We start from the raw sequence: 18,692 nt of genomic DNA on the forward strand, positions 1-18,692 counted from the left end.
ATATTAACTACATTACCCAAACCCAGCGCGCATTTCGCGGCGGACAGATCATTCTGACGTCGCTATTCCAGCGACCATTCCGCCAGCTCCGACACTGCACACGAAGTCATACAGCCAATGCAATCGTCAATCGATCTGAAGGTATTAAGCTGCAAAATCCCCACAAAGAACCCGTCCTCTAAACATGCAACGGATCACCGAACCACTCTTCAGGTGCGCATCGAATAACGCACCTCCCTTTTCCAAATTATCCATACATGCCTATAAAAGCACTCCTGCACAGCCACTACTATATATACGATGTAACCACAACACGACGTTTATCCAACGCAGCCAGCAGCATACATACGGCACTCATCACGGCACCACATTGATTTAATTTCATATAGTTCACGCCCATCTGAAAAACCGCATGAACTATGCCGATGAATGCCGATATTGCGTAACTCCGGCACACCCAGGTGCTAATCAGACAAACGCTGGGCATGCCGATCCAGCAAGCCATACACCCTCTCGTCGCACCGTGGCACCTCCACCCCCACCAACGCCGCCGCCGCGCGATACGTCTGCAACCGATGCACGCGCGCCACGAGGTCCGCATCATGGGCCGCATCCTGCTCACTCCCCGGGCCGCTGCCCGGTAGCCAGCCGCAGCGACGGAACTGCTGCAGGAACCAACGTCCGTCCGACAGCCACGGGAAGTTCGTCAGGCCGCCCGCGTGGAAGCGCAAGCCGTGCGGGTCGGCGCCGTGGTCGGCCAGGCCACCCGGCAGCAGGCAGGCGGCGATGCGCTCGGCGGGCAGATCGATCACGCTCGGGTCGGCGAGCCAGGCCACGGCCTCACGACGGTGTGCGGCATCGTCGAGCCAGCGGCAGGCATCAAGCACCGTGGCGGTCAGCGCGATGGCGAGCTCGGGTTGCAACGCGGCGAAGGCGCGGCGACAGGCCAGCACCTTTTCCGGATGGCCGGGCCACAGTTCACCGCTACGGATGATGCGCCGGCCAACGCCGACGCTCTCGGCCTGGGCGGCCCAGGGTTCGCCAGCGCAGTAGCCATCCAGTTCGCCGCGCGCCAAGGCGTCGGGCATATGCGCTGGCGGCAGCGTCACCGCACGAATGTCGCGCAGTGGGTCCACGCCCTGCGCTGCCAGCCAGGCGTACAACCACATGGCGTGGGTGCCGGTGGGAAAGGTCTGCGCGAACACCGGCACACGACCCAGCGCGGCGAACGCTGCGGGCAACGGCGTGCCTTGCGTCAGCGCGGCGGCAAGTGTCGGTGCCAACACGATGGCCTGACCGTTCTGGTTGAGGGTGAGCAGGATCGCCAGTTCCGCCTGCGGGCCGCCGATGCCGCATTCCACGCCATAGACCAAGCCGGCCAGTGCATGCGCGGCGTCGAGCTCGCCAGATAGCAGCTTGTCGCGCACCGCTGCCCACGACGCTTGGCGCTGCAAGTCCAAGCGCAGGCCATAGCGTAAATCCAGGCCCAGGCGCGCGGCCACGATCAGCGGCGCGCAATCGATCAGCGGCAGGTAGCCCAGGCGCAGCGTGGGCGGGATGGGGTGCAATGGTGCGTTCATCGGTGCCTCATCCCAGCAAATCGGCCATGGCGAGGATGCGCTCGGCGACCTCGGCCAGTTTCAGTCCTTGCTTCATCGCCTGTTGCCGCAGCGCGGCGTAGGCATCGTTCTCGCTCATGCCGCGCTTGTCCATCAGCAGGCGCTTGGCACGGTCGATGCGTTCGCGTTCGCGCAGTTTGCGCTGCACTTCGTCCAGTTGCCGGCGCATGCCCGCTTCCTGTTCAAAACGCGCCAACGCAACCTGCACGATCGGCGCCAGCCGCGCCGGCGCCAGACCATCGACCACGTAGGTAGTGACGCCGGCGCCGACTGCGGCACGGATCAACTGGTCGTCGCCATCGGCGGAGAACATCACCACCGGGCGCGGTGCTTGACGATGGATCAGCGCCAGTTGTTCCAGCGTATCGCGCGAAGGCGAATCGACATCGAGAATGACCACGTCCGGCTGCTGGGTGGACACCGCCTTGAGCAACGCCGGTGCCGCGGCGACTTCGTCCAACACCGCGTAGCCGGCATCGAGCAGCGCCTGGCGCAGTTGCCCGATCGGCTTTTCGGTATCGTTGACCAGCAGGACACGCAGCATTCGGTCATGGCGAACGGTGGTTGGCTTCACCGCATGGTGCCATGCGACATGCCCTGCCGCGAGCCGTCCCCCTCAGCTTCCAGGAGTCCGCATGCCGTTGTATCCCTTGTTTGCCGATCTGCTCGGGCGCCGCGTGTTGGTGGTCGGCGGGGGCGAGGTGGCGATGCGCAAGATCGAAGCGCTACTGCATGCTGGTGCGGACCTGCTGGTCTACGCGCATGCGCTCAACGACACCGTGGCGCAGTGGCTGGCACAGGGCCGGCTGCGGCGTGTCGATGGCGATTTCGATCCGCAGTGGCTGGATGCCGCCTGGCTGGTGGTGGCGGCCACGGACGACGAGGCCTTCAATCGACATCTGGCCGAACAAGCCGGGCTGCGCCGCAAGTGGGTCAACGTGGTCGACGACGCGGCGCTCTCCACCTTCCAGGTGCCGGCGATCATCGACCGTGATCCGCTCTTGGTGGCGATCTCTTCCAGCGGCGCGGCGCCGATGCTGGCGCGGCGTCTGCGCGAACGCTGGGAAACCGAATTGGATCACTCCTACGCCGCACTGGCGCAATTGTTCGCGCGCCACCGCGAGGCGATCCGCACACGCCTGCCGCAGTTGCCACAGCGCCGGCGCTGGTTCGAGCAAGTGCTGGAAGGGCCGGTGCAGACGCTGCTGCAGAGCGGCCAGCACGACGCGGCCGAACAGGCGTTCGCCGACAGCCTGCAGCGCAACGACGCAGTACCGCGACAAGGCAGCGCCTGCTTGGTCGGCACCGGCACCGGTGACCCAGGTGCGCTGACGCTGAAAGCACTGCGCGCACTCAATCAGGCCGATCTGCTGCTGTGCGGTACCGACGTCAGCGCCGCGGTGCTGAGCCTGGCGCGCCGCGACGCCACCCGCCAGCCACTGCCTGGCGATCCAGCCGCACACCTGACGCTGCTGTGCGAACAGGCCCGCGCGGGACAGCGCGTGGTCAGTCTGTTGCCCGGCGATGCATTCCGACAGCCCCCACACGCCACGCTGGCCGCCGAGCTCACTGCCGCCGGCATTGCCTGCGATGTGATCCCCGGCGTCGCATTGCATTAAGGCAAGCGCAGCGCGCGTGCGCTATCCGTACAGATGCGTGCGAAGCAGCGGAGCGCACCGACAAAACGTGCGCTTGGCCTTGACCATCCGCCTCTGCGCACGATTGATCGTCAACGCAGCTCGGCTCAAGAATACAAACCCGCTCCAGGCAAGCAACTGCGGCAGCGATGACGATGCGCATACCGTCAGGACCGGGTCATCGCCCATCACCCCGATTGTGGCGAGGCATGCACGTCGGTGCCATCGTCCACCAGCAGGCCATCGACATCGGCTTTGTATCGAAGGGAATGCGAAGAGCGTGCCGCAGGTTGCGGGGCGCACATCGGGATCGACCCAATGTATTGCATGCTCCAAGCATGCTCAAAAAATAAAACGCAGGCGTCAGGCAAACGAACGTGCCCGCCGCATACGGCGGGCACGATGTCGCAAGGGGCAACCGATCAACGCGAAGGCGGCGGCACCACCGGAACGCCAGGTTGTCCCGGCACAGCCGGCGGCGGCGGCGGGGCCGGCTGCGCAAACACCGCTTGTTGCGAGGCACGGTCACGACCCACTTGAGTCGCTTCCACCGCACGCCCCACATTGGTGATCACACCAAAGCCGCTCACGCTCAGGCGTGCGCCGGGACGCAACAACTCGCTGTATTGCAGCGCGGCCGGGGGCGGCATCCGCACCACCGTGCCGTCGCTGAGCAACGCACCAGCGGTTTCGCCACGCGGCCCGTAGATCAACCGTTCGATACGGCCATCGGTCTGCAGCGGGGTGAGCGACGGCGGCGACGGCGGGGCGGGCGGCGGCGTCATCGGGTTCGGCGGGCGGTCCACCACCTGCTTGCCACTGCGGCGCGCGGTGATCGTACTGGCCTGCAATACCGGCAGGCTGCCCAGGCGATAGCCCTGCACCGACACCGCATCACCACGGCGCACCGCCGCTTGCAGATCGCCCGATAGATGTGGCGGGAAGTTGACCTGGGTACCGTCCACCAACCACATCCCATCGACATCGCCATTCGGGTTGATCATGAAACGTTCGACGGTGCCGTCCACCTGCACCGGCGCGGCAGCCACTGGCGCGTCGGCTCCCAGCGGTGCGGGCGGGACAGGCGGCGGAGCGGGCTGCGCATACACCTGTGCGCCGGCAGTGGTGGCAACAAAGACCAAGGACAGAGCGAGTGCGTGACGACGGATCATGAGATGTTCTCCAAAGCGGCAAGGAGGGCCGCTTGCATAGAGATAAAGCAGGCACCGTGCCAACCTTCAAATCATTGATATATAAAGAAATAGAAGGGAACTCTCAGCATCGCGACGTCCTCATTGCATCCACATCCGTCCGTTTTTCGGACACCTTCCCGGCCTACGCCGCCCGCGACGGACACTCACTGCAAACCGTATTCGTCGAGCTTGCGGTACAGCAATTGGCGATGGATACCGAGCCGACGCGCTGCCTCGGCGCGATTACCATGGGTGTGCGCCAACGCCGCCTGGATCATGCGTCGCTCCAGTTGCGCAATCGCCTGCGGCAGGGTCATCGCATCGGTGTCGACAACCGTCGCATCGCTCGGCTCGGCCAGTAGTTCGTCAAGATCGTGCGCTTCGATCACTGGCGCGCGCACCAGCACCTGGCAACGCTGCATGGCGTTACGCAATTCGCGCACGTTGCCCGGCCAGGGATAGGCGCGCAGTCGTGCCTGCGCCGTGGGCGATAACGTCTGCGCGCTGCTCGCGCCGGCCTGTAGAAAGTGTTGCGCCAACAGCAGGATGTCGTCGCCGCGCTCGCGTAGCGGCGGCAGTTCGATCGGCACGACGTTGAGCCGGTAGCGCAGATCGCTACGGAAGCTTCCCGCCTCCACCGCCTGAGCCAGATCGCGGTGCGTTGCGGCGATCACCCGCACGTCCACTTTTTGCGCGCCGCGCCCGCCCAGCGGCGACACTTCGCCTTCCTGTAGGAAGCGCAGCAGTTTGGCCTGCATCGGCAATGGCATGTCGCCGATTTCGTCGAGGAACAACGTGCCACCGTCGGCATCGCGAATCAGGCCACTGCGGTCGGCAACCGCGCCGGAGAACGCCCCCTTGCGGTAACCGAACAACTCGCTCTCCATCAGCTCGGTGGGAATGGCCGCGCAATTGACCGCAACGAAGGGCTGCCCGGCGCGAGCGCTGGCACGGTGCAAGGCACGCGCGGCCAATTCCTTGCCGGTGCCGGTTTCGCCGCAGATCAACACCGGCAGATCGGAAGCAGCAGCCAGACCGATACGCTTGTGCACGGTGCGCATCGCCGCACTGTGTCCAAGCAGTGCATCGTCGTCCTCGACCAGTGCCGCCGACGTTGACGCTGGCGCCTGTTCGGCACTATTGAGCAGTGCGCGTTCGACCACCGCGGCGATATCGGCACGGCCCACCGGCTTGACCAGATGATCGAACGCGCCAAGTTTCATCGCTTCGATGGTATTGCTGCTGGAAGCATGGGCGGTGAGCATCACCAACGGCACGCGCGCGGCCTGCACATCGTCCTGGCGTGCGCGCATCAGTGCGATGCCATCCATCCCTGGCATGCGGAAATCCACGAAGGCCAGGTCGATGTCGCCCTCGCCCAATCGCGCCAGCCCAGCGTGCGGATCGGCCAGCGCGATCACCTCGTGGCCGAAAGAGCGCAATGTCGCCTGCAACGTCGCAAGGAACGCCTGGTCGTCGTCGATGATCAGGATGCGCGCCATGGCAGCTCCAAAGTGAACGTGGTGATGCCATCGTGGTGCGCGTAACGCACCTCGCCGCCATGTGCGCGGGCGATCTCACGCACCAATGCCAGACCCAGCCCATTGCCATCGCTGCGACCACTGGCGAATGGCTCGAACAAGTGCGCGGCGACTGGCGCGACGACCGGTTCGCCGCGATTGCACACACTTAGCCGCAGCAGATCCGCATCGACGTGCACGACCAGCATCACCTCGCTCCCTGCCTCGGCGTGCTGCAGCGCGTTGCGCAACAGGTTGTGTAAGGCACGCGCGCTCTGCTGCGGATCCAGCCGCCACTGCACCTGCGCCGCGTCCATGTGCAGCGCGATCGGCGGTGCCTGCCCATTCCATTCGGCTGGCTCCAGCAACGCCTGCAACCACGGCCGCAACTGCACGGTTTGCTGTTGCAGGCGGATCGGCTGGACCATGCCGAGTAGGCTCTCGACCACTCCATCCAAGCGCTGGATCTGCGTCAGCATCAATTGCGCTTGCGCATCGTCGAACCCATCTCCACCGGCTGCGATTTGATTCTCCAACGCCAGACGCAGAGTTGCGATCGGATTGCGGATTTCATGCGCCACGGTGGCGGTCATGCGCCCGAGCGCGACCAGCCGTTCGTGTCGCGACAGTTCCTCACCAAGCTGACGCGTCTGCGCCAACGCCTGCGCACTGCGCTGGGCGTAATCGGTGACCGCCGCACCGAGGCGGTCCAATTCCGGTGCGCCGGTCGCGGGAATGGCGGGTATTTCGGCCTGCGTCGCCAGCGCCTGCTGGATACGCTGCAAGCGCTGGCTCCAGCGCCGCACGACCCATCCCAGCGCCAGTGCCGACCCCACCACCAAGACCAGAATCAGCGCCATGCCCAGCGCCAGCGGCAGACTGGCCGCAGCATCGCTGGAAGCGACTCGGGTCATGGTCCAGGCGGCGGCATGGCGATCCAGTGGACACGCCGCGATCAGCAAGGTCTCGCGCTGCCCGTCGCGCCGGTAGCTCACCGCCTGGCGCGCATCGACGCCGCGCTGCGCCGTGGCGACGATCATCGCGCGTTCGGCCGCGGGCACGTCGGTTTTGTGTTCGCTGCCATCGTAGGTCGGGTAGGCATAAGCCAGGAAGCCGCGCTGGCGATCCCAGATGCCACCTTCCACGCCAGCGGCATCGGCCAGAACCAATTGCGTCACCACCGCCGCCAGGCCGGTGCCATCGCTGCCGTGCGCGGCGACACTGGCGCCGTTGTAGCGCTGCACCATGTGTGCACACACCTCCTGCAACTGCGCTTGCGCCCGCTGCGCACGCACGCCCTCGCTGTGCCGATACAGCCCGACCAGCACCACCGCCATGCCGACACAGGCGGCGACGATGACGATCCAGATCAGCAGGAGTTGGCGCAGCAGCGAACGGGGCATGGCTGACCTTTGCACGAAACGAAACGACGAAGCCGATCGTACCTGCGGGGCGAAGCCACGGCCATGCGCGGGACGCAGCGCACCGTATGACGCGTCGTTCTCAATGCTCGGACCAACCTGCTTCGGCGACACGCGCACGCATCTGTGCGATACGCGCAGGCAGTACATGCAGCGCCATTGCGACGGGACAACCGCCATGAGGTTGATCGGTTACGTTACGGTGCGGCGTTTTTCGCCACGATCAGCGCCGCATTTGCGGTCACGATCTGAGGGCAGCCATGAGAATGCGCTGGGCATACGCACAAGCTCATGACTGCTGCGTCACTGACGGGCCAAGGCGCGTTATTGCAGCGCCGTGCCGTTTACTCAACCTGCTTGTTGTGCCGCCGCCCGCAAGGCACGCACCGGCCGGGGCCGACTGGGGAAAGCATGGCGCACGATCCGCCACATCACCTGGCCGAACTGACGCGGCAGCGACCCGGTGTTGTAGTGCTGACCGTAACGCGCGCAGATCTTGCGCACCTCCAGCGCTAGCCCCGCATAGCGGTTGGCCGGCACATCGGGATAGAAATGGTGTTCGATCTGATGGCTCAGATTGCCCGAGAGCAGATTCAGCAGCTTGCCGCCGGCCAGATTGGACGAGCCGCGCAACTGGCGCAGATACCAGTGACCGCGCGACTCGTTCTTGATCGACTCCTTGGGGAACGTCTCGACTTCTGCGGTGAAGTGGCCGCAGAAAATAATCACGAACGTCCAGATGCTGCGCAACACGTTGGCGACCAGGTTTCCCAGCAACACCGGCAGGAAGAACGGGCCAGCCAGCGCCGGAAACACCACGTAGTCCTTGATGATCTGCCGGCGCATCTTGCGCCCGACCGGAGCGAACGCACGGCGCAACTGGCCAGGCTTCATCTTGCCCGCGAACCAGCGGCCCAGGCGCAGATCCTGGATCGCCACGCCCCATTCGAATAACACCGCGAACACCACCGCGATGAACGGCTGCGCCAGGTAGAACGGACGCCAGCGCTGCTCGGGGAAGATGCGCAACAGGCCATAGCCGATGTCGTCGTCCATGCCGCGCACGTTGGTATAGGTGTGGTGCTTGAAGTTGTGCGTCTTGCGCCAGTTATCGCCAGTGGCGACGATGTCCCATTCGTAGGTATTGCCATTCAACTGCGCATCGCCCATCCAGTCGTACTGGCCGTGCATGACGTTGTGGCCCAACTCCATGTTCTCCAGGATCTTGGACAACGTGAGCAGCAACACGCCCGCGATCCACGCCGGCAGCAACACGCTATGCACGAACGCGCCGAGGAACAACAACGCGCGCCCCGCCAGACCGGTGTAGCGCACCGCCGCGACGATACGACGGATGTAGCGCGCATCGCGTGCGCCCAAATCGGCGAGTGTGCGCGTGCGCAGCGCGTCCAGTTCATCGCCAAAGGCTTGCAATTCGGCCGGAGTCAGTGCGCGGTTACGGGGAGCCGCCATGGGAAAATCCTTCAAAGGTCCAGGGTCAGGTCACTACTGGCGCTGTTGATACACAGCTTCAGCGAACCGGGTTCGGTGGTGTGGGCACCGCTGAGCATGTCGCGGGTCGCACCGGACTGCTTGCCGCAGGCGCAGCTATTACAGATGCCCATGCGGCACCCATGCTTGGGCCGCAGGCCCTCGGCTTCCAGCGCGGTGAGCAGCGATTGTCCGCGCGGCAATTGCAGCACACGGCCGCTGCGCGCCAGAGTCACCGCGACCGTGCCCTGCTCGATATCGTCCAGCGCCGGCGGCGGGCTGAACGCCTCGGCCTGGAAGCGCGCGACATGCGGCTGCAGACGCGCACGCGCAGCCTGCACGAAACCGCCCGGGCCGCAGGCAAGCACCTGCGCCTGCTCCAGGCCGTGCAGATGCTCCAGCGGCAACGTGTCCACACGCGGCGCGGGAGAATCGCCCTCGCCGGTGATCGCCAATTGCAGATGGAAGCGCGGATGCGCTGCAGCCAGCGCCTGCAGTTCGTCGCGGAAGCACACTTGCTCGTGGCGGCGCGCCCAATAGATCAGATCGACATCGGCAGGCATCCCTTCCGCCGCCAACTGCCGCAGCAACGCACGCATCGGCGTGATGCCACTGCCAGCAGCCAGCAACAACCAGCGACCACGCGAGGCCGCCGGCAGCACCATCTCGCCGAACGCCTGGCCCAGCTCGAACACTTCGCCGATCCGCGCCGTATTGGCCAGATATTGGCTGACCCGGCCACCGTCGACCACCTTGACCGTGATCGCCAGACGCCCGTCCGGCAATAGCGTGGGGCTGTAACTGCGCAACAAACGACGGCCTTCGATCTCCACGCCCAGTTCCACATGCTGACCGGCGCGCAACCCGCGCCAGTGGCGATTGGGCTGCAAGACCAGGGTCACCGCATCGCTGCTGGCGGCCTCGCGCTGCAGCAACCGCGCACGCGGGCGTTGCCAGGTCCACAGCGGATGCAGGCGTGTGGACCAGAAATCGAAAACATCCGGCCGCACCCAAGCATGCAACGCACGCATGGCGGGACGGAGCTTGGCGGGGCGGCGGGCGGCATTCATGGCACACACTATACAGACACAGATACGAATGTCTATACAGTTGTATATTCAGCAAAAGCGCTATGATCCGTCATTGCCTGCTCCGGCCCAGTCCATGACGTCGATCCACCTGCCCCAGCCCGAGGATGCGCTTCCCGCGCGCAAGGGTGCGATCTCGCGTGAAGACCTGCTGGCGGCGGCGCTGAAGCTGATCGGACCGCACCGCAGCGTCTCAACGCTGAGCCTGCGCGAGGTCACCCGCGAGGCCGGCATCGCGCCGAACAGCTTCTACCGCCAATTCCGCGACATGGACGAGCTCGCGGTGGCGCTGATCGACCTGGCCGGCAGCTCGCTGCGCACTATCATCGGCCAGGCCCGGCAGCGCGCCGCCGGCAACCGCCGCAGCATCATCCTCAGCTCCGTGGAGACGTTCATGGAGCAGTTACGTGCTGACGACAAGTTACTGCACGTCCTCTTGCGCGAGGGTACGGTCGGCTCGGACGCCTTCAAGCGTGCGGTGGACCGTGAGTTGAATTATTTCGAAGACGAACTCCGCGTGGACTTGATCCGCCTGGCTGCGCAGGAGGGCGCACCGCTGCACGAGCCGGCGCTGGTGTCCAAAGCGATCACCCGGCTAGTCTTCGCGATGGGCGCGACAGCGATGGATTTGCCACCGGAAAAAGATCCGCAACTGATCCGCCAGATCACCGCGATGCTGCGCATGATCATCCTCGGCTCGCGGGCATTGGCGATTGGCTGAGGTGTGTTGGTGTTGGGTGCCAGGCTATAAAGCGATTACGCAGGCACTAGCTCAACCACCTAGGATTGCGCTTACCAAGGCGAACCACTCAGCTAGCATGAAGAGAGAGAGCACATCTGACTCATCAACTCCAACGGCAATGGCCCGGCTCAATGGCATGAGTAACAATGGCGGCAAGGTCACAGCAGCACTGGGCCACACCTTATAGCCAGTCAAACAGGCCGCGAAGATAATTCGCAGCGGTAGGGTAATCCCCCCGCAGGTTAGCTGACGCCAGAAGTGGAATTTTCTCTTACCCTTTTCCGAGTAGGTTCCATGAAGACATCCCGCTTCACCGACAGCCAGATCATCGCCGTGCTCAAACAGGCCGAGGCCGGCACGCCAGTGCCGCAGTTGTGCCGCGAACACGGCATCAGCTCGGCAACGTTCTATAAGTGGCGCAGCAAGTTCGGCGGCATGGATGCGTCGTTGATATCCCAGCTCAAGGAGCTGCAGGACGAAAATCGGCGGCTGAAGAAGATGTACGCCGATGCCCAACTCAGCGCTGACCTGCTGAAGGAGGCGATGGCAAAAAATGGTGAGGCCATCTCAACGCCGGGAGATGGCCCGATGGGCGGTGGAAGAAGGCCGCACGAACATCCGGCATGTTTGCCAGAGCTTTGCTCTGAGCGAGACCTGCTTTCGTTATCAGCCCAAGGCCAGCGAGCAGAACACCCAGATTGCTGATTGGCTTGTGAGACTGACCGCGACCTATCGCGATTGGGGGTTCGGCCTGTGCTTCCTGCATCTACGCAACGTGAAGGGCTTTGGCTGGAACCACAAGTGGGTGTACCGCATCTACCGGGAGCTGGAATTGAACCTGCGGATCAAGCCGAAGAAGCGGCTGGTGCGCGAGCGGCCAGAGCCGTTGGCGGTGCCGGAGACGATCAACCAAGTCTGGTCGATGGACTTCATGCACGACCAGTTGGCCGATGGTCGCAGCTTCCGGTTGTTCAACGTGCTCGACGACTTCAATCGCCAGGGTCTGGGGATCGAGGTCGACCTGTCGTTGCCATCGGCCCGGGTGATCCGCTCGTTGGATCAGATCATCGAGTGGCGTGGCAAGCCGCGCGTGATTCGCTGCGACAACGGCCCGGAGTACATCAGTGCCGCGATGCTAGCCTGGGCACAGCAGCGCGGCATTCGGATCGAACACATCCAGCCGGGCAAACCGCATCAGAATCCTACGTCGAACGCTACAACCATACCGTCCGCTATGCCTGGCTGGCCACAACGTTGTTCGACACCATCGAGCAGGTTCAGGACAAGGCCACACGCTGGCTATGGACGTACAACCACGAGCTCCCCAACATGGCGCTCGGCGGCATCACGCCAGCGATGAAATTGGCGATGACCGCGTAGCTCCACTTTGGGTGACCGCTATAAGCGGGGGGATTACCGATCTATTTGACCAGCGCGTGGTGGGGTGGTCGATGCACGATCGCTAGGACCGTCAGATGATGATCCGCGCCGTACAGATGGCGACCTGGCAACAGCAAGATCACCATGCCGTGATCCTGCATTCTGATCGCGGCAGCCAGTTCCACAGCGGTGACTATCAGCACTATCTGTCGGACAACAGCATGATCTGCTCTATGAGCGTAGTAGGCCATTGCGGTGACAACGCTGCGTGCGAAGTTTTCTTCGTGCTGCTCAAGCGTGAGCGAATCTATCGAACCAGCTATGCCACACTGGATGCCGCACGCACAGATGTGTTGACTACATCGAGCGACGCCAGGCAAGATCAGAAATTTGCAACTCTTTTACAACCGTCCGTGATATCGGGGTAAAACCCGAAAAAGAACCCTCGACCCAAGCAAGAACGGATCAGCCGGAATATTCATGATTGGGCTATAACGCCTCCTACACGGATCTCATCGTGACCACAGGCGCAGTCTTTGCTGCTTTACGAGCGGGGAGCCAAGCGGCAAGCTGACCCAGCGCGCAAACCAACACAAAGCCAGCAATGAGAAATGCGCCAGGCACCTTCGGGGCACCGTAGTGAGCGGAGAGCCACATGCTCAATGCCGCTGCCAGACCGCTCCCAATCACAGCGCCAGCCCCAGTCAGAAACATGTTCTCCGTCATGAAATACAGACTGATGTCTATGGAGCGTGCGCCCAGCGATCGACGAATGCCGATGTATCGATAGCGCTGACGAACCCAAAAGCTCACCAAGCCGTAGACCCCGATCCCAGTGACCACCAACAATGAGGCGCCAGCTGCCAAAAAGAGGTAAGCCATCATTCGATCACGCCGGAAGTAGCCATGGCGAAGCGCCTCGTAGCTCATGACTCGAGGGATCATTCGATTTCGATCCAGGGCTCGGATCCCTGCCTCTGCATCGCTCAGCACACTGTTCAATCGATCTGGGTCAGTTCGGATAGCATAGATGACACGATTAGCATCCGGAACTAACGGCAAGAGCATCGACACATCGTTGCCTTGACCGCTTCCCAGAAGCGGGCGGGACAAATGATCAGCAACGCCTACGATGTGAACCGGATGCTCGCCATCGACGAAAATTGCCTTACCAAGCGCACTCTCTCCTGGAAACAGCGCCTGCGCTAAATCCTTTGAGATGATGACCTCACCCGCGTCATGAAGCCCAGAGTAGTCATTGCTGGCCGCCATGGGGACATAGGCATCTGGCGAGAAATCACGTCCAGCCGAAAGCGCTATGCCAAGGGTTTGAAGTGCGCCGGGTGAAACGCTGTAAACCGACGGTTCTGCTTCAATCACACCACGAAGATCGTTTCGGTCCAGCAACTTGTTGGTGATGCCAACGGTCCAGTTGTTTTGACTCAATGGTAGCGCTTCAACGGCGGCGACACTTTGAACTCCTGGCACCTCACGAAGGCGCTGCAAATCAGCAAGCACTTTGGATCGTGCATTATCGCTTCCTTCACCCAGGAACTGAGTCTCGACAATGCCAAGCCCCTCTTCACCCAGTCCTGTCTGATAGGTCAGAAGTTCAACCCGATCAGCCAGCAATGAGGAAACATTGCTAATGACCGCCGTGGTGATGATGATCTGCAAGAGAAAAATAGCAGAAATCAAACGATGCCGTTTCAGGCTGCGCGCAATGACCGGGATCTCCGAGATGCTCATTCTGCCACCTTTATTTGCATGGCCGTTCGACCAGAAGCGGTTCGGAAGGCCGGTAGCGCGGCAGTGGCGAGGCTAGATAGGCAGGCGAAGGCCAAGGTTGCTGCCACCATGGTCAGATCCATGTGCGCTAACGCCGCGTAGTCTTCTGGCTGCGCCCTAACAACCGATAGCCCAACTTGACAGACGATCAGTGCGCCTAGCCCACCTAGCGCCCCGATCAGTAGCGCTTCGGTGCAAAGCTGCGCAAAGATATCAATCCTGCGAGCCCCCAGCGCCCGTCGCACCGCCACTTCATGGGTTCGCCGGATGAAGCGGGAAAAGAGCAGCGCGCAGATGTTGACCATGCAGACGATCAAGAAGCCAACGGCCAACGCCAATTGGAGCTTCACATCATCCGGCACCACCTGACGGCGGATCAGAAAATCTTTAAGCCCTTCCAAGCAAGCCGGGCTACGCCGCTCAAAACGACCACCAGCTGCTTGCTGCTCCACATAGCTTTGGAGCTGCTCCGCATAGCGCTGTTGCGCAGCCTGATCTTCAAGATAGACCCAAAGTTGCAGCCAAGCAGTTGAGGGGCTTTCCATCTTGTTGAATTTCTCGCCCTGCGCCCACGAAAACATGCTCGAACTGACACTGAGCTTGTCGTCAATCGCTGTGTGGAGGGGAATGAAAAAGTCGTCTTGGCCCTTGAAGGTGTCCTTTTGCAGATCAGTATGAAAGCGCGGCATCGGTGCCCAGTCACGTGAAATGCCCACGATGCGAAACGCTTTTGAGCCAAGTTGAAGGCTTTTTCCGACTTCTCCGGCCTGACCGAGGCGCTTTCTAAACGACTCACTGATCACCACCAGCGCTGCTCGTGATTGCTCCTCGTCTTTGGTCCAAGATCTACCCTGACTCAGGTCAATCCCAAACATGCGAAAGATGTCGGGTGTTGCATACTGGCCATCAACAAAAAACGGCGAATCCACACCACTCTGGGCCGAGACAAGCAAGTGACCTGTGGCCATTGCAGCACTTGACGGTGCTGGAAGTCTGTGCATGATCTCTTTGGCATCGACCCAAGTCACTGAGTTGCGAGGATCGAACAAGGCTTTATCTTCATAAGAGCGAGGCAAAGGATCGAAGTATGGATGAAACAGGTGAGCGCTGCGACCTGGCATGGGATCCCATGACAGCGCACGAACCAGCGTGAGCATTGTCATGCTTGCGCCAACGCCCAAAGCAAGTGCAACGACCAGCGCCAAGGTCATCGCCTTTGACGCCAACAGGCTTTGCTTTGCCAAATTCAGGTAGTAGCTAAACATTGCACCCTGCATTTAGTGGGAAAAAGTCACACCCGCTGCCTTAATATCGATGGGTTCGATCCTCAGCCATGCAGTGCTGTTTTGCGCGCGATCGCTCGTTTCGATGAGGTGCATGAGGCGAAACGACGAGCGCCTCACCCTCGTTTCAAGGCGCTGGACTTCAAGCTCATCCAGCCCTTTGGTGAGCCCTACGGGCAATCGCCCATGGTTAAGATGCTCCACAATCCTTTCAAGTGCAAGGTAGCTCAGCCGATGTGTTGAAGCGCTATCGATGAAGATGGACGAGCTCTCCCGCATGACCGGAAGAAAAGCGCCAAGCAACGCCTGGATGCTATCAGGCGAATGATTGAAGTCCGAGAAAATCATGTCGACCCCCGATTGGAACGCATCATCCGATGCCATTTGATCCATAGCGATATCGCCTCGGTGAACAACCACATGCTACTCCGCCCCCACCCACGACAGCAGACTTCCGATGAAAGCATTGAAGCCATCCAAGCCTTCTTGCAGGTTTGCAAACGATTTCAGGGGTTCAGAAAGACCACTGAGGAACTTCTTTGAGCGCTCACTGATGTAATGGGAGCCGTTGTCATAGGTGTGCAAAACACCTCTTCCGGCCTCCTTCATCGCTACCGCTATCCAGGCGGTAGAAACACCGAGCCCTGTTCCAAGTTCGATGGCTATGGCGGGCTTTTCTCGCTTGACCAGGCTGTAAAGTAACACGCAAAGATCTTCGCTTCCGTATAGCCAACCCATCTCCTCCCGAATTCGAAGAAGCTGTTCAATGGATGATCCGAGGCGCAGCATCGGCAAGGCTCCTTACAGCGTCAAAATGAGTGGGCGCCAGCCAATTGCCCAGCATCGCTTGAAATGCGGGCTCTTCTGCCACAGAGAGCATATGCGGTGAAAACGCATAAAAGCGCAGGGATTGGTCTTCTGCATAGAGCAGCACTTCACCGGTCTCAGCACAGAAAACGCGCCTGGCAGCGTTAACCAGTTCCTTGACTTGCCCAAGATCCACATCCACGCGCTCTCGGGGCCAAAACACCTCCAAAGTATCCCCCACAAAGTAAGCGATAAATGGCACCCCATTTGGGGCCTCCACGAAGAATTGATGTCGCTTGGCCTCATCAGGACTCAGATGTCGTTCCACTTTCCAATCAAAGAGCGACCACACCGATTTTTGCAACGGAGACGCCAAAGCTGAGATGTCAGGATGCTCGTAGGCAAAGCCATACTCGAAAGCGGGAGTTAGCAGATCAGGCAAAGAGCGCTTCATCTCAAACCATTGTGCGTTCAGCGGGAGAAGCGAGCGCGACACCCCCCTTACTCCGGTGTCATACGACACGCTCATTCCAAGCTTCAATAGACCCTGTAAGCGGATATGAAACCAGCGCTCATCGACGCCCCAGGCAGACAAGCAAGATGAAAGCTCAGTGCCAGATAGGGTGAAGGCACGATTGATGATTTTGGCGCCCGAAAACACCGCTTCGATGTCTGCTGTTGTCGTCATGTCGAGCACTTTTGGCCAATCTTGGCGAGCAAAGAGCGGAATCAACTGGTCAACATGGATGCAAGCAATCTCTGAGCTCGCCTCGCCCATTGCCTTCAACGCAATCGGATCGTTCCGGTCTGAGTAGAGCACGACGGCTTTTACGTTCATACTACTGCCTCGTATCCGTATTGGCGCTGCATTTCTGACTGCATCATGTCGATCATGCTGCCGATGTCCTCGTTGAGCGGTGCTGTGGACATCAGGCGCTGGCTCAGTGGCTGCTGAATGAGAAATCCCGATGCACAAACTGCTAATCGCTTGTGGACATGTGCAACCGCACTTTCGGCAAGGTTCTTTGAGTTTACCAGATGACCTCTCAGAAGACGGTGGCAGATGTAGTAAACAAAGACCGCGTGAATGAACGAGGAGTTCGGGATCTGGTTCCCAGACCAAGGGGACACTACGCGATGCTTGTAGTCGTTGGCAACAAAAAAACCGTGAGCAAGCTCCCACGCAGCGAGGAAGTTATGCGTGCTCTCGTGCATCAAACTCTCCATGCACGCTTCAACGCTGAGTTCATCCCGATGGATGTTGAGCAATCTGAGCGAACCGGGCTGACGTGGCACATGCTCTGACCCATAGTGCTTAGGTCCTTGGTCAGATCGTTCTTGCGACTTGCGCACAACGATGCGCCTGACGAAGTTTCGGATAATCAAGCCATAAAGCGGCTCCGCTTCGTCAATCAAACGCAGACTTTCAGCGATCTTTGTGCACACCGCGTGACGTTCGAAATCGTCGAGCGGCAAGCAGGCCTGACTCAACACGCCTGAGCGCGGCTCATAGTGCCTGGCAACGGGACTGTCAAAGTCAACCGCAATGCACTCGCCTACACTCTGAGCCTTTTCAAGGTTCCAGCTGCCCGCACTTGATCGATTGGCATAAGTGTCGCCAAGGGGACTGTAAACCTGCCACTGGCGCGACTCAGCCAGATACTTACTCACACGCCCCTTGCTCAGCTCGTCAATGGCATGTTCGCGACAAACCAGGTCGTGAAGAAGCGCAAAATTTCGAGCCAATTCGCAGGCATCTTCTTGATCGGACCTTACGGTGCTGATCTTGCGTTGTGCAGATTCGATGGCCATGTAGCATTCGCAAAATTCCGAGCTTAAAAGCAGACGCGCCTGGCGATTGGGGGGCATCGAGATGTAAAGCTGATAGATCGCCTCAAGAAATTTTTCGCCACCTCTCCCCTTCAAAGCCTCTTGGAGACGCATGCGCATGCGGTTCAGTCGCGCCCACATGATGCCTTCCATCACCTCATCGGCATGAACTGACGCCATAGTGAGTTCCATGAGGCAAAGAGGACGACTAATCACAACGCTTTTGCTATCCAATACAGCATTCATAGCACCTCACTCCCTGAGAATTCTTGACTCACGCCGAGGGGGACCAATCGCCCCCTCGGCGATCACGCTGGAATTAAACGTCGAAGCGACCCGGTTCGGCCTCGCGATTGGCTGTCGTTTTCACGCCATCGGTGCTGGCAATGGCCTCGTGGTGATGATGCGAACCAATCGAATCCGCGTGGTGACCACTGTCTGCGAGCGACTCGGTTGAAGCGAACTCAGCCATGCGCAGACTGTCGAGATCGGCATTGATTGCTGTAGTCGATTCGAGGTTGTGAGTAGCGACCGAATGCGCTTCCGAAGCTGAGGCCGATCCGGCTACACCGGCTATGATCAGGGCTAAGGACGAGATCGCATTGTTGGTGATGATCTTGCTCATTTCATTCCTTCCTTTGGCATTGAGGGTTGTGCGATGAAAACCTTTGACTTCGGCTTCACTCGCCACCTGATGTAAAGCCAGTTGAAAGTATCTATCAAACCTTTTGCTGTGCTGCGCACAGCAGCGACAGGAGCACCAGATCGGCTCGCATTAGAGATAGAACTCAGCTTTCTCCAACAGCGCGACAACACTGGCCAGTGATACGCCCAGGGTTCCCTAGACATCTCAAGGCCATGGAAAATGGCTAATTCGGAGGTGTCCATGAGCA

17 protein-coding genes and 2 pseudogenes are annotated in these 18,692 nt (G+C 60.7%); 4 read left to right on the top strand and 15 right to left on the bottom strand.

Features of this window, described 5'->3' with window-relative positions; all coding sequences use genetic code 11:
- Positions 1-464 precede the first annotated feature (464 nt).
- Both XALGPE39_RS12065 and XALGPE39_RS12070 read right to left on the bottom strand, forming a co-directional pair.
- Positions 465-1,580: a CmpA/NrtA family ABC transporter substrate-binding protein gene (locus XALGPE39_RS12065; protein WP_045728397.1), complete on the bottom strand. Its 1,116-nt coding sequence runs from the start codon at positions 1,578-1,580 to the stop codon at positions 465-467.
- A 7-nt stretch (positions 1,581-1,587) separates the two neighbouring features.
- Positions 1,588-2,160, bottom strand: coding sequence for an ANTAR domain-containing protein (locus XALGPE39_RS12070; RefSeq protein ID WP_152624971.1), 573 nt, complete (start codon positions 2,158-2,160; stop codon positions 1,588-1,590).
- A gap of 94 nt (positions 2,161-2,254) precedes the next feature.
- Here XALGPE39_RS12070 and XALGPE39_RS12075 point away from each other — a divergent pair, with 94 nt between their 5' ends.
- Positions 2,255-3,238, top strand: a complete 984-nt coding sequence (locus tag XALGPE39_RS12075; protein ID WP_045728399.1) for an NAD(P)-dependent oxidoreductase — start codon at positions 2,255-2,257, stop codon at positions 3,236-3,238.
- A gap of 440 nt (positions 3,239-3,678) precedes the next feature.
- Here the strand turns inward: XALGPE39_RS12075 and XALGPE39_RS12080 are convergent, their stop codons facing one another.
- The 5 genes from XALGPE39_RS12080 to XALGPE39_RS12100 form a co-directional block, all read right to left on the bottom strand.
- Positions 3,679-4,428, bottom strand: coding sequence for a hypothetical protein (locus tag XALGPE39_RS12080; RefSeq protein ID WP_045728400.1), 750 nt, complete (start codon positions 4,426-4,428; stop codon positions 3,679-3,681).
- A 185-nt stretch (positions 4,429-4,613) separates the two neighbouring features.
- A complete protein-coding gene (locus tag XALGPE39_RS12085) occupies positions 4,614-5,951 on the bottom strand; it encodes a sigma-54 dependent transcriptional regulator (protein WP_045728401.1) in 1,338 nt (445 codons plus the stop codon).
- Positions 5,936-7,372 (bottom strand): HAMP domain-containing sensor histidine kinase, encoded by a 1,437-nt coding sequence (locus tag XALGPE39_RS12090; RefSeq protein WP_045728402.1) that lies wholly within the window; start codon positions 7,370-7,372, stop codon positions 5,936-5,938. The genes XALGPE39_RS12085 and XALGPE39_RS12090 overlap by 16 nt, the downstream gene beginning before the upstream one ends.
- A gap of 366 nt (positions 7,373-7,738) precedes the next feature.
- Positions 7,739-8,863 carry an acyl-CoA desaturase gene (locus XALGPE39_RS12095; protein WP_045728403.1) on the bottom strand — a complete coding sequence of 375 codons (1,125 nt, stop codon included), beginning with the start codon at positions 8,861-8,863 and terminating at the stop codon, positions 7,739-7,741.
- 11 nt (positions 8,864-8,874) lie between these two features.
- Complete coding sequence (locus XALGPE39_RS12100) at positions 8,875-9,951, bottom strand: ferredoxin reductase (protein ID WP_045728404.1); 1,077 nt, start codon at positions 9,949-9,951, stop codon at positions 8,875-8,877.
- 94 nt (positions 9,952-10,045) lie between these two features.
- Here XALGPE39_RS12100 and fabR point away from each other — a divergent pair, with 94 nt between their 5' ends.
- From fabR to XALGPE39_RS12120, 3 genes and pseudogenes are all read left to right on the top strand, one after another.
- Entirely contained in the window at positions 10,046-10,690 is a 645-nt protein-coding gene (gene fabR, locus XALGPE39_RS12105) for an HTH-type transcriptional repressor FabR (protein WP_045728405.1), read from the top strand.
- 315 nt (positions 10,691-11,005) lie between these two features.
- Positions 11,006-12,091 (top strand): annotated as a pseudogene (locus tag XALGPE39_RS12115) (IS3 family transposase).
- Between the two features lie 32 nt (positions 12,092-12,123).
- Positions 12,124-12,519, top strand: a pseudogene (locus XALGPE39_RS12120) (DDE-type integrase/transposase/recombinase); the annotation flags it as partial.
- 73 nt (positions 12,520-12,592) lie between these two features.
- On the opposite strand, the gene XALGPE39_RS12125 reads toward XALGPE39_RS12120, so the two are convergent.
- From XALGPE39_RS12125 to XALGPE39_RS16500, 8 genes are all read right to left on the bottom strand, one after another.
- A complete protein-coding gene (locus XALGPE39_RS12125; protein ID WP_045728406.1) occupies positions 12,593-13,840 on the bottom strand; it encodes an FtsX-like permease family protein in 1,248 nt (415 codons plus the stop codon).
- The gene (locus tag XALGPE39_RS12130) at positions 13,837-15,144 is read right to left on the bottom strand and encodes an ABC transporter permease (RefSeq protein WP_045729186.1); all 1,308 of its coding nucleotides are present in this window, start codon (positions 15,142-15,144) and stop codon (positions 13,837-13,839) included. Before XALGPE39_RS12130 ends, XALGPE39_RS12125 begins: the two co-directional genes overlap by 4 nt.
- A gap of 12 nt (positions 15,145-15,156) precedes the next feature.
- On the bottom strand, positions 15,157-15,555 hold the full coding sequence (locus XALGPE39_RS12135) for a hypothetical protein (RefSeq protein WP_045728407.1): 399 nt from the start codon (positions 15,553-15,555) through the stop codon (positions 15,157-15,159).
- Between the two features lie 30 nt (positions 15,556-15,585).
- Positions 15,586-15,951 carry a hypothetical protein gene (locus XALGPE39_RS12140; protein ID WP_045728408.1) on the bottom strand — a complete coding sequence of 122 codons (366 nt, stop codon included), beginning with the start codon at positions 15,949-15,951 and terminating at the stop codon, positions 15,586-15,588.
- Complete coding sequence (locus tag XALGPE39_RS12145; protein WP_045728409.1) at positions 15,926-16,807, bottom strand: hypothetical protein; 882 nt, start codon at positions 16,805-16,807, stop codon at positions 15,926-15,928. The genes XALGPE39_RS12140 and XALGPE39_RS12145 overlap by 26 nt, the downstream gene beginning before the upstream one ends.
- Positions 16,804-18,045, bottom strand: coding sequence for a hypothetical protein (locus tag XALGPE39_RS12150; protein ID WP_152624901.1), 1,242 nt, complete (start codon positions 18,043-18,045; stop codon positions 16,804-16,806). The genes XALGPE39_RS12145 and XALGPE39_RS12150 overlap by 4 nt, the downstream gene beginning before the upstream one ends.
- A 73-nt stretch (positions 18,046-18,118) precedes the next feature.
- The gene (locus XALGPE39_RS12155; protein ID WP_045728411.1) at positions 18,119-18,424 is read right to left on the bottom strand and encodes a hypothetical protein; all 306 of its coding nucleotides are present in this window, start codon (positions 18,422-18,424) and stop codon (positions 18,119-18,121) included.
- Positions 18,421-18,692: hypothetical protein (locus XALGPE39_RS16500; protein ID WP_235429806.1), on the bottom strand; the 272-nt coding region annotated here is incomplete at its 5' end. The genes XALGPE39_RS16500 and XALGPE39_RS12155, both read right to left, overlap by 4 nt.

It is taken from the genome of Xanthomonas sp. GPE 39 (assembly GCF_000963005.1).
In the GTDB taxonomy this organism is placed as follows: domain Bacteria; phylum Pseudomonadota; class Gammaproteobacteria; order Xanthomonadales; family Xanthomonadaceae; genus Xanthomonas_A.

Bases quoted from the DNA above. Each gene is read 5' to 3' on its own strand.
- XALGPE39_RS12065 (WP_045728397.1), bottom strand. From the start codon at position 1,580: ATGAACGCACCATTGCACCCCATCCCGCCCACGCTGCGCCTGGGCTAC.
- XALGPE39_RS12075 (WP_045728399.1), top strand. From the start codon at position 2,255: ATGCCGTTGTATCCCTTGTTTGCCGATCTGCTCGGGCGCCGCGTGTTG.
- XALGPE39_RS12080 (WP_045728400.1), bottom strand. From the start codon at position 4,428: ATGATCCGTCGTCACGCACTCGCTCTGTCCTTGGTCTTTGTTGCCACC.
- XALGPE39_RS12085 (WP_045728401.1), bottom strand. From the start codon at position 5,951: ATGGCGCGCATCCTGATCATCGACGACGACCAGGCGTTCCTTGCGACG.
- XALGPE39_RS12090 (WP_045728402.1), bottom strand. From the start codon at position 7,372: ATGCCCCGTTCGCTGCTGCGCCAACTCCTGCTGATCTGGATCGTCATC.
- XALGPE39_RS12095 (WP_045728403.1), bottom strand. From the start codon at position 8,863: ATGGCGGCTCCCCGTAACCGCGCACTGACTCCGGCCGAATTGCAAGCC.
- XALGPE39_RS12100 (WP_045728404.1), bottom strand. From the start codon at position 9,951: ATGAATGCCGCCCGCCGCCCCGCCAAGCTCCGTCCCGCCATGCGTGCG.
- fabR (WP_045728405.1), top strand. From the start codon at position 10,046: ATGACGTCGATCCACCTGCCCCAGCCCGAGGATGCGCTTCCCGCGCGC.
- XALGPE39_RS12125 (WP_045728406.1), bottom strand. From the start codon at position 13,840: ATGAGCATCTCGGAGATCCCGGTCATTGCGCGCAGCCTGAAACGGCAT.
- XALGPE39_RS12130 (WP_045729186.1), bottom strand. From the start codon at position 15,144: ATGTTTAGCTACTACCTGAATTTGGCAAAGCAAAGCCTGTTGGCGTCA.
- XALGPE39_RS12135 (WP_045728407.1), bottom strand. From the start codon at position 15,555: ATGGATCAAATGGCATCGGATGATGCGTTCCAATCGGGGGTCGACATG.
- XALGPE39_RS12140 (WP_045728408.1), bottom strand. From the start codon at position 15,951: ATGCTGCGCCTCGGATCATCCATTGAACAGCTTCTTCGAATTCGGGAG.
- XALGPE39_RS12145 (WP_045728409.1), bottom strand. From the start codon at position 16,807: ATGAACGTAAAAGCCGTCGTGCTCTACTCAGACCGGAACGATCCGATT.
- XALGPE39_RS12150 (WP_152624901.1), bottom strand. From the start codon at position 18,045: ATGAATGCTGTATTGGATAGCAAAAGCGTTGTGATTAGTCGTCCTCTT.
- XALGPE39_RS12155 (WP_045728411.1), bottom strand. From the start codon at position 18,424: ATGAGCAAGATCATCACCAACAATGCGATCTCGTCCTTAGCCCTGATC.